Raw genomic sequence first — 12,404 nt, 5'->3', positions numbered from 1 at the left:
CCTCATTCCTGTGTTTATTCGCCGCCATACGGGTTTTCCGGGCTTGTGCTGGAAAAATCGAGCGTTTACCGAATCGTGACTATGATTGCGATGTGGCTGGGGTGACCCCTGAAGGAGTATGGCGGCCAATGAGTGGATTGGAAACGGCCATCAGAAACGCCTTGGAGCGCGCCGACCGTTCAAATGCGGAAGCACGGGCTCGGGTCTATCAATCTGCCCGTCAGGCGCTCGAAACCGGGCTGCGCAAGCAGAACATCGATGATGCCGAAGCCGTGAATTATCAGCGCCGTCGTCTGGAGGCGCTCATCCATTCCATCGAGTTGGAAGAGCGAGCCCGCCTTGACGTACGGACAGAGCCTGCCGCTCCGCAGATGGCTTCACCCGCGATGCCCGCCCCCAAGTCATCTCAGGAAGCGCTCTCGTCATCGGTCGATCGGCCAGCCAGACGTATCGAGCCAGGCTTCGCCAATGTTGATCCGCCACCGGCGTCACAGTCTCTCCAGCGAGAGCCCTCATTCGAGGATGATTTCGATCGGGCGCCACGCGCACCGGTGGACGCCCACGCGGATGACGAAGGGCCGATGCCCGACATGCGGTCAGAACGCCCGTCAAAGGCACCGCGGCGCCGCAGGGGCCTCGTAGCAAGGCTGATGATCCTGTCAGTTTTTCTGGCGACACTCGGGATTGGCGCCTGGTGGGTCTATTCCTCAGGCATGCTTCTTTCGCAGGCCGAGCGCGATACTTCCGTTCCCAATCCGCCACCGCGTGTTGAGGCCGAAGACTTCTCCGGAGCGCCCGAAGCGGCGGTCCCGGCAGGGTCTGCCGGACCCCAGGCACTCGATGCGCGCGGCGGTTTCTCGGATGACTGGATCGAGGTCTTCGAGCCGCAACAGGTGTCCGCACTCCGCCCACGGGCCAATGCCCTTGTGGATATCGTCACAGCGAGCGACGGGAGCGCCGCTCAGATCATATCCCGCAGCGGCGACCAGGCCGGCGTGATCGAGGTAACGGTGCCAACCGATGTGCTTCGCGAAATGGCAGGTCGAACATCGACCATTGCCTTGACGGTGCAATCGATGGATGACGAGCCGGTTCAGATCTCCGTCGAATGCGATTTCCCGCGCATGGGCGCTTGTCCACGCCACCGCTTCACGGTGAACCCTCAAAAACTCGATGCGCTTTTCCGTGTGTCATTCGAAAATGGCATGGCGCCCTCCACACCTGGCCGTCTTTTGATCAATGCTGATCTGGCAGGCAGTGGGCGGGGTGTAAACTTGTACGCCGTCCGCGTTCTGCCTGGCCAGTAGAATTGCCTCAGGGCTGACGATGGGTGCGCTGGCCCCGGCTATTTCAGGAAGTCCGGCCCACTGCCGATGATCTTCTTGTCGAGCTTGCCGATCTTTTCGAGATCCTTGCCCTCGTAGTCGAGGGAGAGCAGCATATGGCGGATCAGGTTCAGCCGCGCCCGCCGCTTGTCATTGGCGTGCAGAACCGTCCAGGGCGCCCGCTCGGTATGGGTCTCCTTCAGCATCCGGTCGCGCTTCTTCGTGTAGTCGTCCCATTTGCTGAGCGCCGCGATGTCCATCGGGGATAGCTTCCAGCACTTCAAGGGGTCGTGCCTGCGATCGTGGAAGCGCTTGAGCTGCATTTCCTGTCCGGTATCCAGCCAGAACTTGAAGAAGCGGATGCCTTCCCGTTCGATCAGCTTCTCAAAACGCGGCACCTGATCGAGAAAGCTCTCATACTGGTCTGGCGTGCAGAAGCCCATCACGGGCTCGACGCCTGCGCGGTTATACCAGGATCGGTCGAACAGCACGAATTCGCCAGCCGTCGGGAAATGCGAGACATAGCGTTGGAAATACCATTGACCGCGCTCTGTCTCGGTCGGCTTGGTCAAGGCGACGACACGGGCGGAACGGGGGTTCATATAGGAGAGCGTTGCGTGGATTGCGCCACCCTTGCCAGCCGCATCGCGGCCTTCAAACAGCGCCATGACCCGCTCGCCGGTCTTCTGCATCCAGAACTGAACCTTCACCAGTTCGATCTGAAGCTGGGTGAGTTCCTTCTCGTAATCCTTTTCGGAGAGCTTCTTGTCATAGGGAAAGCCGCCGGATTTCAGCGCATTGTCTTCGATCCAGTCCGGCAGGTCAGGCAGGTCTATATCGTATAGGCGCTGGCTGCCTGCGACCGTCAGTGTCACCGCCCGGCTTTCCGTCTGTGCATCCATACTCGGCTCCCCGTGTTTTATCCGCTTTCAGTCTCTCTACATGAGCCCAAGCGGAAATGAAGTTCAAGCATCTCGGTTCCTCCTCGCTCACTATCGACGCACGGGGGAAAGGCTTGGGAGACAATGGCACCGCAGCGTAACTTCTGTCATGATTCGCGGCTATCAGGCTTGAAGTGATGAGACGGGGGCATTCGCGCGCGCATGCAGGACAACAGAGGTGACGGCTGGCGCAACGATCTTCGACGGGTGCTGTCAGCCTGGGTCTATATTCTTGCAGCCGGCATCCTCTCGATAAGTGCCTGGGCCACCGGCGCTGCAACGGGCTATGCGGTCATCCTGTTCATCCTGCTGTTCCTGCTGGTGGTATTTCGGCAACTGCCGGAAGACGACGCGCCTCCCGTCGCGCCGCCCGTGATGGCCTCCTATCCGGCGCCCGCCGATCCTCTGCCGCTGATCCTCGCGTCGCTGGACGGAGTGGACATGCCGATTTTCGTGCTCAACCCCGAAGCTGAAATGATTGCGCAAAACCAGTCGGCGGAAAGAGTCTTCGGCACCTTGCTGAGCGGCCTGCACGTCTCGACCCGCTGGCGGTCTCCCGGAATCCTTGACATGATCCGCGAGACGACGGAGACCGGCGCCCCCAATCAGATCGAACACTCCGAGCGCCATCCCTCTGAGCGGGTCTATACAGTCCGTGTGGCGCAGGTCGATCCGCAGGAGACGTCGGGACAGACGTATTTTCTGCTCTCCTTCCAGGACATCTCCGAACTGCGGCGTCTGGACCGCATGCGCAGCGACTTCGTTGCCAATGCCAGCCACGAACTGCGAACGCCTCTGGCCTCACTGCGTGGGTTCATTGAGACCATCCAGGGGCCTGCCCGCGATGACGCCAAGGCGAAGGATCGGTTCCTAGCGATCATGCTTGATCAGGCCAACCGGATGAGCCGCCTGGTGGATGATCTTCTTTCGCTCTCGCGTCTTGAACTCAAAGCCCACGTGCCGCCGGATCGCAAAGTCGAGTTGGGGCCGATCCTCGGACATGTGAGAGATAGCCTGGCTCCGCTGGCTGCCGAACTCGGTGTCGAAATCCGCCTCGATCTGCCTGAAGAGAAGATCGAGGTCATGGGCGAACGTGATGAACTCGTCGAGGTTTTCGAGAATCTGATCGAGAATGCCTGCAAGTATGGACAGGATGGAAAGGTCGTCGAGGTGGCGCTGCGCCAGGATGTCAGCGGCGCAACGGAAGTCAGCGTGCGCGACCATGGGCCGGGCATCCCCGCCGAACACGTTCCGCGTCTCACGGAGCGGTTTTACCGCGTCAATGTCGAGGACAGCCGGTCCAAGAAGGGGACCGGTCTCGGGCTTGCGATCGTCAAGCACATCCTCACACGTCATCGTGCGCGTCTTATTGTGAAGTCAGATCTGGGCGAGGGAAGTGTCTTTACCGTCAGATTTTGACATAAAAGCCGCATCTGTTTTGATGTTGTGAGTTTAAGTATCTGAAATTATGGCAGAATATCTGTCACAAATGTTTCATTGAACTGACATAAAAGCGTTGGCCTAGAGCCGCTAAGAACGCAGTCGCCGCTGCTCGGGAGACGCCGCATCGGCCGCAAAGACACACAAGCCCTTTCCGGGAGATGATCATGAACGCTCTGAAACTTTCCGTAGCTGCCTTGGCGGCCTCCGTGGCCTTCGCTGGCGCTGCCGTTGCCCGCGACCAGATCCAGATCGCTGGTTCTTCCACCGTTTTGCCTTACGCTTCCATCGTCGCCGAAGCCTTCGGCGAAAACTTCGAATTCCCGACCCCGGTTGTTGAGTCCGGCGGCTCTGGCGCCGGCCGCAAGAAGCTCTGCGAAGGCGTGGGCGAGAACACCATCGACATCGCCAACTCTTCCTCGCGCATCAGCAAGTCCGACATCGAGCTCTGCAAGACCAATGGTGTGAACGACATCCAGGAAGTTCGCATCGGTTACGACGGCATCGTCTTCGCTTCCGACATTAACGGTCCTGAATTCGCCTTCACCCCGTCTGACTGGCACAATGCGCTCGCTGCCAAGGTTCTGAAGGACGGCCAGCTGGTCGATAACCCTTACAAGAACTGGAACGAGATCCGCGCCGACCTGCCGGCTCAGCCGATCCTCGCTTTCATTCCGGGCACCAAGCACGGCACCCGCGAAGTGTTCGACACCAAGGTTATCGTCGCTGGTTGCGAAGAAAACGGTGCTTTCGAAGCCCTGAAGACAGCCGCCGGTGGCGACGAGGACAAGGCTGAAGACGGTTGCATGGCGCTCCGTACCGATGGCGTTTCCATCGACATCGACGGCGACTACACCGAGACGCTCGCTCGCGTCGACGCCAACAAGAACGGTATCGGCGTCTTCGGTCTGTCCTTCTACCAGAACAACACCGACAAGCTGCGCGTAGCCACCATGGGCGGCGTGGTTCCCACGGTTGAGAGCATCGCCAAGGGCGAATACCCGGTCTCGCGTCCGCTTTACTTCTACGTCAAGAACGCTCACCTCGACGTTATCCCCGGTCTCCAGGAATACGTAGAGTTTTTCGTTTCTGACGAAATGGCCGGCCCGGATGGCCCGCTCGCTGCCTACGGCCTCGTTTCCGACCCGGAACTGGCCAAGACGCAGGAAGCCGTCAAGGCCCGTACGCCGATGGCGCCGCTGAACTGATCTTATGCATCGACCGGCGGCATATGATGTGCCGCCGGTCTTTTTTGTTTGGCAGGGGACTTTTGTCATATGAGTGGCGGCATCATCGTTCTCATTCTTGCGGTGCTCGCGTTGATCGGCTTCGTCCTCGGCAAGCGCCGTGCACGCTTCCTTGCCGATAGCAGCGGTACCAAACTGCATTCTCTCGCTGGCTATTATGGCCAGACCGTCGCCCTCTTTACCGCAGTGCCTGCCTTCTTGCTGATGCTGGCCTGGCTTTTTGTCCAGCCGATCATCGTTGAAGGGCGCGCCGATGCCCTGATCCCCGACAGCGTGATCCCGGAAGGCGGAGCCCGCAGCCTCGTTTTGTCGGACGTCCGCCGCATTGCCGACGGCCTGGACGCCATGATTGCCAACCAGGATGCGAGCGCAAGCGCTCTCGTGGATGGCGAGATCGATGTCTCCACAGTGCGCGATCGACTTGCAGAAGTCGGCGTGGCTCTGGCGGGTGATGTACCGGCTGAAGTCTTCGCTGCGGCAAAGGTCTATCGCGAAGCGTCGCGCACAGGCTCACTTGCCATGACGATCGTCGTCATCGCGGTTGCGCTTGGTCTTGGTATCTGGTCCTTGAGCCGGATCCGTACCGACATGCGGGCACGCAATGTCAGCGAGACCTTCGTCACCGTGCTTTTGATCGGGTCCTCAACGATTGCCATCCTGACAACTGTCGGGATTGTCGGTTCGCTGGTTTTCGAGACCATCAATTTCTTCAAGATGTATCCGGCATCCGAGTTCTTCTTCTCGACGGTCTGGAACCCGCAGTTCCGCGGCGGCTCTGAACTTGGCATCCTGCCGCTTCTCTGGGGCACGCTGTATGTCTCCTTCGTGGCGCTGCTCGTCGCCGTGCCCCTCGGTTTGTTAATCGCAATCTATCTGTCGGAATATGCGAGCCCGACGCTGCGCAGCTTTGCCAAGCCGGCAATCGAGGTTCTGGCGGGCATCCCGACAATCGTCTACGGCCTTTTCGCGCTCGTCACAGTGGGCCCGCTAATCCGTGACTGGCTGGCTCAGCCGCTTGGACTTGGCACCTCTTCTTCGTCGGTTCTCACCGCCGGCATCGTCATGGGCATTATGATCATTCCCTTCGTGAGCTCGCTCTCGGATGACATTATCAATGCCGTACCCCAGTCCCTGCGTGACGGTTCCTATGGTCTGGGTGCCACCCAGTCGGAGACGATCAAGCGCGTCATCCTGCCGGCGGCCCTGCCGGGTGTCATGGGGGCCATTCTTCTCGCCGCGAGCCGCGCGATCGGTGAAACCATGATCGTCGTATTGGGCGCCGGTGCCGCAGCGAAGCTAGACCTCAATCCCTTCGAGGCCATGACGACGGTTACCGTCAAGATCGTCAGCCAGTTGACGGGTGACACCGAGTTCGCCAGCCCCGAGACCCTTGTCGCCTTCGCGCTTGGTCTCACACTTTTCGTTATCACACTTGGCCTCAACGTTGTGGCCCTCTACATCGTGCGCAAGTACCGGGAGCAGTACGAATGACCGACATCACCGCTTTCGAGGCCGCCCCCAAGGCCGCCGAAACCAAGTCGATCCTTGCTTCCGATGCCCGCACCCGCAGCCGCAATGCAGCGGAAGCCCGTTTCCGGATGATGGGCCTGATCGCCGTCATCATCGGCGTTCTGGCCTTGGTCGGTCTGCTGGCTTCGATCCTGTCGAACGGCCTGTCGTCCTTCCGGCAGACCTACATTTCGCTCGACGTGGTTCTCGATGCCGCGAAGCTGGACAAGCAGGGCAACCGCAATCCTGCCGACATCGCCAAGGTTTCGACCTTTGGCTATACGCCGCTTATCGAAGCGGCTCTGGCCAAGGTCATGCAGGAGAAAGGCATTGCTGTCGAAGGCATGAATGCCAAGGCCGCAGCCGAATTGATCTCGAAAGAGGCGCCGGCCAGCCTGCGCAACTTTGTGCTCGCCAATCCCAGCGTCATCGGAACAACGGTGCGCTTCGATCTCCTGGCGGCCGGCCGCATCGACGGATACTACAAAGGCCGCGTGACCATGGAGAGCGCCGCGCTTGACCGCAACACGTCCCCGGAACAGCTGCGTCTCGCGGACGCATTGAAGGATGCCGGCGTGTTGACGACACGCTTCAACTGGGACTTCTTTACGGCGCCTGACGCCTCCGACACGCGTCCCGAAGCTTCCGGCCTTGGCGTTGCCATCCTCGGCTCCGCCTACATGATGCTGATCGTGCTGTTCCTTTCCCTGCCGCTCGGGGTCGCTGCATCGATCTATCTGGAGGAGTTCGCACCGCAGAACTGGTTTACCGACCTGATCGAGGTGAACATCGCCAACCTCGCCGCCGTTCCTTCAATCGTCTTTGGTATTCTCGGTCTGGCGGTGTTCATCAACTATGCGGGGCTGCCGCAATCGGCGCCCGTCGTCGGTGGCCTCGTGCTGACGCTGATGACGTTGCCGACGATCATCATCGCGACGCGTGCGGCGCTGAAGGCCGTGCCGCCGTCGATCCGCGATGCGGCCCTCGGTGTTGGCGCATCCAAGATGCAGTCGATCTTCCACCACGTCCTGCCGCTCGCTATGCCGGGCATCCTGACCGGCACGATCATCGGTCTCGCCCAGGCGCTCGGTGAAACGGCTCCGCTGCTCCTGATCGGTATGGTCGCCTTCGTCCGTGAATATCCAGGCGCACCGCCGGAAGGCTTCTTCGATCCGGCTTCCGCCCTGCCGGTCCAGGTCTACAACTGGACCCAGCGTGGAGACCCGGCCTTCGTCGAGCGTGCATCGGGTGCCATCATCGTGCTCCTGGTGTTTCTGATCCTCATGAACCTGATCGCAATCATTCTTCGCCGCCGCTTCGAGCGTCGCTGGTAAGGAGTTCCAAGATGATGAACAATCTCGCGACCAAGATGACCACGACGAAAGCACCGACCATGACTGAAGCCAAGATCACCGCCCGCAATGTGCAGGTTTTTTACGGTGACAAGCACGCCATCAAGGACGTCAACATCGACATCCGCCCACGCTCCGTGACCGCCTTCATCGGCCCGTCGGGCTGCGGTAAGTCGACATTCCTGCGCTGCATCAACCGGATGAATGACACGATTGCGAGCTGCCGCGTCGAGGGCCTGATCCAGATCGACAGTGAAAACATCTATGATGCTAAGGTCGATCCGGTGCAGCTGCGCGCCAAGGTCGGGATGGTCTTCCAGAAGCCGAATCCGTTCCCGAAGTCGATCTACGAGAACGTTGCCTATGGTCCCCGTATCCATGGCTTGGCGCGCAACAAGGCTGAACTGGATGAGATCGTTGCGATTGCACTCCAGAAGGCCGGGCTTTGGAACGAAGTGAAAGATCGTCTCGAATCCCCGGGCACCGGTCTGTCCGGTGGTCAGCAGCAGCGTCTCTGCATCGCGCGTGCCGTTGCAGTCAGCCCTGAAGTGATCCTCATGGACGAGCCCTGCTCGGCGCTCGACCCGATTGCGACTGCCAAGGTCGAAGAACTGATCCACGAGCTGCGCGAGAACTTCACCATCGTCATCGTGACCCACTCCATGCAGCAGGCCGCCCGCGTCTCCCAGCGCACCGCCATGTTCCACCTCGGCAACCTCGTCGAGGAGAACGATACCGACAAGATGTTCACCAACCCGGATGACCAGCGCACCCAGGATTACATCATGGGCCGCTTCGGTTGAGCCCTGACGTCATCAACGGTCGAACTCAATTTCAAGGACGTTTCAAATGGGCTCCACACACATCTACTCGGCCTTCGACGAGGAACTGAAGTTCCTGATGCGCCGCATCTCCGAAATGGGCGGTCTGGCAGAACAGATGGTCGCCGAAAGCGTGCGCGCTCTGGTGAATTCTGATGCCGCGCTCGCTCAAAAGGTGATCTCCGACGACGTTCTCATGGACGCCATGGAACGCGAGATTGGCGACAAGGCAGTCATAACCATTGCCAAGCGGCAGCCGGTGGCATCGGATTTGCGCGAAATCATCGGTGCGCTGCGCATCGCCGCCGATCTTGAGCGTGTCGGCGATCTCGGCAAGAGCAATTCCAAGCGCGTTGTGGCCATCCAGGCAACCGGCGTGCCGCGCAAGCTCGCGCGTGGCCTCGAACATCTATCCGACCTTGCACTCGCCCAGCTCAAGGAAGTGCTCGATGTCTACACGACACGCTCGGCCGAGAAGGCGAAGTCCATCCGTGACCGCGACGAGGAGATCGACGCGATCTACACCTCGCTGTTCCGCGAACTCCTGACCTACATGATGGAAGATCCGCGCAACATCACAAGCTGCACGCATCTGCTGTTCTGCGCCAAGAATATCGAGCGCATCGGCGACCACGCGACCAACATCGCCGAGACCATCTACTACATGACCACCGGCGCCCAGCCGGAAGGCGAACGCCCGAAGGAAGACCTGACTTCTTCCGTCGGTGCGATCACCGAGTGATTGTGGCCAGCGAGGTTGATGATCGATGCAGCCGAAGATTGCCGTAGTTGAAGACGAGGAGGCCCTGTCGGTCCTCCTCCGTTACAATCTGGAAGCCGAAGGCTATGAAGTTGAGACCATCCTTCGGGGTGATGAGGCCGAGATCAGGCTTCAGGAGCGTGTTCCGGATCTCCTGATCCTCGACTGGATGCTGCCGGGCGTATCCGGCATTGAACTCTGCCGCCGTCTGCGTGTGCGGCCCGAGACCGAGCGCCTGCCGATCATCATGCTGACGGCGCGGGGTGAAGAAAGCGAACGCGTTCGGGGTCTGGCGACCGGCGCCGACGACTATGTTGTCAAGCCGTTCTCGACCCCGGAACTCATGGCCCGCGTCAAGGCGATGCTCCGTCGCGCCAAGCCGGAAGTCTTGTCCAGCGTCCTGCGTTGCGGCGATATCGAGCTCGATCGCGAGACCCATCGCGTGCATCGCAAGAGCCGCGAAGTGCGTCTTGGACCGACCGAGTTCCGGCTCTTGGAGTTCCTGATGGCATCGCCCGGCCGTGTCTTCTCACGCTCGCAGCTTCTTGATGGCGTCTGGGGTCATGACATCTATGTCGATGAACGCACCGTAGACGTGCATGTCGGTCGCCTGCGCAAGGCTCTGAACTTCTCCAACATGCAGGATGTCATCCGCACCGTTCGCGGAGCGGGCTATTCCATGGAAGCCTGACGGCTTCCTGACAAGTGATTATGCAAGGCCGCGCGGTTATCTGTCGCGGCCTTTTCTGTTGGCATCATGTCAAACGAAAACAGGCCCCGAAGGGCCTGATCGAAGTCCTGATCTTGCGACCGCTCGATTGCTCAGCGTGCCGCCTTCCGACGTTCGCTCACTGGCTGATAGGCGAGCTTCGCGTGATAGGTGCAGTAAGGCGCGCTATCTGCGATTTCGCAGCCGCAGAAGTGAAAGTCGTCCTTCATCGGATCGCCGATCGGCCACTTGCAGGTGCGTTCGGTGAGCTCGGTCAGCGCCAGGCGACGCGAAATCGGTACGACCACATTGAGCGGGCGACGGACTTCGACTTCCTCGTAGACTTCGACTTCGATTTCTTCCTTCAGCATCGTCGCTCCGGATGCCCGGGCCACTGTGCGTGTCGTCGTGTTGGCCGCCGGGCGGTTCGGAAACGCAGCGGGACGCTGCGTCTGCGCCGGGCGCTTGGCAGGCCGTGCAGCAGACGTGCTGCCACCGGCCTTGGCGCGGCCCGGAAGGTTCAAACGGTGAACCTTGCCGATCACGGCATTACGGCTAACGCCGCCCAACTGGGCAGCGATCTGGCTTGCGCTGAGGCCTTCGGCCCACAGCCGTTTCAGTCTTTCGACCCTCTCATCACTCCACTGCACGTTCATGCCATATCTCTCCGCCGCTCGCGTCTGTCATGGCAGAATCAATCACCCATGCCTCGGACGAATCCGAAACATAACCGCCTCGATACTGTCGGTGAGCACTTCCGCCGCATGCAATCTATTAATGAAATTTAACCTAGAGGCACGCCGACTCCGTGACAAGAGTCGCGGGAATCATCTGGAATCGATTTTCCGGTTTTCCCCAACTTGCTTCCCGAGTGAGTCAAGTATGCAACAGGTGGAATCTTGTCGCGCACGCTCTTTAGGCGAGTGGGCCGATTCGGCGACTACTCCTGCGATTCCTGCGGAATTCGTTGACATCCCAGGACGAAATGCTGATAGTGCCGACGCCGCCGCAAGGCGGCATTTTTAATTTTTTCGAGGCCCTGTCATGGGCTGTTCCGTACCTGGTGCCGGAATGTCGAGAAGGATTGTGAAGCCATGGCCAATGCTACGCCGCTCTATCAGACCTACAATCGGGCGCCACTGCGTTTCGAGCGAGGCGAGGGCGTCTGGCTGGTGACGGAAACTGGCGAACGCTATCTCGATTTCGCGGGCGGTGTCGCCGTAACATCTGTTGGCCATGGCCATCCGCATGTCGTCGGCGCTTTGAAGGATCAGGCCGACAAGGTCTGGCATCTCTCCAACCTTTACGAAGTGCCGGGGCAGGAAGCCTTGGCCACGCGTTTGACCGACGTGACCTTTGCCGATCGCGTCTTCTTCACCAATTCGGGCGCGGAAGCGCTTGAATGCGCGATTAAGACCGCCCGCCGTTACCATTTTGCCAAAGGCCATCCGGAGAAGTTCCACATCATCACGATGGAAGGCGCCTTCCATGGCCGCACCATCGCGACGATCGCCGCCGGCGGCCAGGAGAAGTATCTTGAGGGCTTCGGTCCGAAGGCGCCAGGTTTTGATCAGGTGCCGTTTGGTGACCTTGAGGCCGTCAAGGCAGCTATCACCGATGCCACCGCTGCAATCCTGGTCGAGCCGGTCCAGGGTGAGGGCGGTATTCGTCCGATTCCGGTCGAAATGCTGCGTGCCTTGCGTGATCTCTGCGACGAGCACGGTCTGCTGCTCGTCCTCGACGAGGTTCAGTGTGGCGTTGGCCGTACCGGCAAGCTCTTCGCCCACGAATGGGCGGGCATCACCCCAGACATCATGGCAGTGGCCAAGGGCATCGGTGGCGGCTTCCCGCTCGGCGCTTGCCTCGCGACCGAAGAGGCAGCCTATGGCATGAAGGCCGGCACGCATGGCTCCACCTATGGCGGCAACCCGCTGGCTATGGCCGTGGGCAATGCCGTTCTCGACGTTGTGCTCGGCGATGGCTTCCTTGAGAATGTGCGCGATACGGCGCTTGTCTTCCGCCAGGGCCTTGCTTCACTCAAGGACCGTTTTCCCGACGTGATTGAAGAAGTGCGCGGCGAAGGTCTGATGCTTGGCATCAAGGCCAAGGTTCCGAACACCGATCTTCTCATGGCGATGCGCGACGAACATCTCCTCGGTGTTCCCGCCGGCGACAACGTCATCCGCCTTCTGCCGCCGCTGACAGTCACGGCCACAGAAGCGCGCGATGGTCTCGCTCGCATCGAACACGCCGCAGAGCATATCCGCGCCAAGGCGGCAGTCGCAGCGTCTGCCTAATAC

The 12,404-nt window shown here is 60.2% G+C and carries 11 protein-coding genes; 9 read left to right on the top strand and 2 right to left on the bottom strand.

Annotation, left to right across the window (positions count from 1 at the left end; all coding sequences use genetic code 11):
* Positions 1 to 128: 128 nt before the first annotated feature.
* Positions 129 to 1,307, top strand: coding sequence for a hypothetical protein (locus AC1PUL_RS15710; RefSeq protein ID WP_480465069.1), 1,179 nt, complete (start codon positions 129 to 131; stop codon positions 1,305 to 1,307).
* 38 nt (positions 1,308 to 1,345) lie between these two features.
* Here AC1PUL_RS15710 and ppk2 read toward each other — a convergent pair whose 3' ends face one another.
* Positions 1,346 to 2,227 carry a polyphosphate kinase 2 gene (ppk2, locus tag AC1PUL_RS15705; protein ID WP_480465068.1) on the bottom strand — a complete coding sequence of 294 codons (882 nt, stop codon included), beginning with the start codon at positions 2,225 to 2,227 and terminating at the stop codon, positions 1,346 to 1,348.
* A gap of 201 nt (positions 2,228 to 2,428) precedes the next feature.
* Here ppk2 and phoR point away from each other — a divergent pair, with 201 nt between their 5' ends.
* From phoR to phoB, 7 genes are all read left to right on the top strand, one after another.
* Complete coding sequence (gene phoR / locus AC1PUL_RS15700) at positions 2,429 to 3,685, top strand: phosphate regulon sensor histidine kinase PhoR (protein WP_480465067.1); 1,257 nt, start codon at positions 2,429 to 2,431, stop codon at positions 3,683 to 3,685.
* Between the two features lie 188 nt (positions 3,686 to 3,873).
* Positions 3,874 to 4,914 carry a substrate-binding domain-containing protein gene (locus AC1PUL_RS15695; protein WP_480465065.1) on the top strand — a complete coding sequence of 347 codons (1,041 nt, stop codon included), beginning with the start codon at positions 3,874 to 3,876 and terminating at the stop codon, positions 4,912 to 4,914.
* Positions 4,915 to 4,983: 69 nt separating this feature from the next.
* On the top strand, positions 4,984 to 6,444 hold the full coding sequence (gene pstC, locus AC1PUL_RS15690; protein ID WP_480465064.1) for a phosphate ABC transporter permease subunit PstC: 1,461 nt from the start codon (positions 4,984 to 4,986) through the stop codon (positions 6,442 to 6,444).
* The gene (gene pstA, locus AC1PUL_RS15685; protein ID WP_480465063.1) at positions 6,441 to 7,796 is read left to right on the top strand and encodes a phosphate ABC transporter permease PstA; all 1,356 of its coding nucleotides are present in this window, start codon (positions 6,441 to 6,443) and stop codon (positions 7,794 to 7,796) included. The genes pstC and pstA overlap by 4 nt, the downstream gene beginning before the upstream one ends.
* A gap of 35 nt (positions 7,797 to 7,831) precedes the next feature.
* Positions 7,832 to 8,617, top strand: a complete 786-nt coding sequence (gene pstB, locus AC1PUL_RS15680; RefSeq protein WP_480468602.1) for a phosphate ABC transporter ATP-binding protein PstB — start codon at positions 7,832 to 7,834, stop codon at positions 8,615 to 8,617.
* A 46-nt stretch (positions 8,618 to 8,663) separates the two neighbouring features.
* Positions 8,664 to 9,377: a phosphate signaling complex protein PhoU gene (gene phoU / locus AC1PUL_RS15675; RefSeq protein WP_480465062.1), complete on the top strand. Its 714-nt coding sequence runs from the start codon at positions 8,664 to 8,666 to the stop codon at positions 9,375 to 9,377.
* 25 nt (positions 9,378 to 9,402) lie between these two features.
* Positions 9,403 to 10,086: a phosphate regulon transcriptional regulator PhoB gene (gene phoB / locus AC1PUL_RS15670; protein ID WP_006727960.1), complete on the top strand. Its 684-nt coding sequence runs from the start codon at positions 9,403 to 9,405 to the stop codon at positions 10,084 to 10,086.
* Positions 10,087 to 10,217: 131 nt separating this feature from the next.
* Here phoB and AC1PUL_RS15665 read toward each other — a convergent pair whose 3' ends face one another.
* Complete coding sequence (locus tag AC1PUL_RS15665; RefSeq protein ID WP_480468601.1) at positions 10,218 to 10,754, bottom strand: GcrA family cell cycle regulator; 537 nt, start codon at positions 10,752 to 10,754, stop codon at positions 10,218 to 10,220.
* A 444-nt stretch (positions 10,755 to 11,198) separates the two neighbouring features.
* Between AC1PUL_RS15665 and AC1PUL_RS15660 the strand changes: the two genes are divergently transcribed.
* The gene (locus tag AC1PUL_RS15660; RefSeq protein ID WP_480465061.1) at positions 11,199 to 12,401 is read left to right on the top strand and encodes an acetylornithine transaminase; all 1,203 of its coding nucleotides are present in this window, start codon (positions 11,199 to 11,201) and stop codon (positions 12,399 to 12,401) included.
* Positions 12,402 to 12,404: the final 3 nt, after the last annotated feature.

The organism is Rhizobium sp. P43 (genome assembly GCF_056730705.1).
This window is presented reverse-complemented; position numbering and strand designations above follow the sequence as displayed.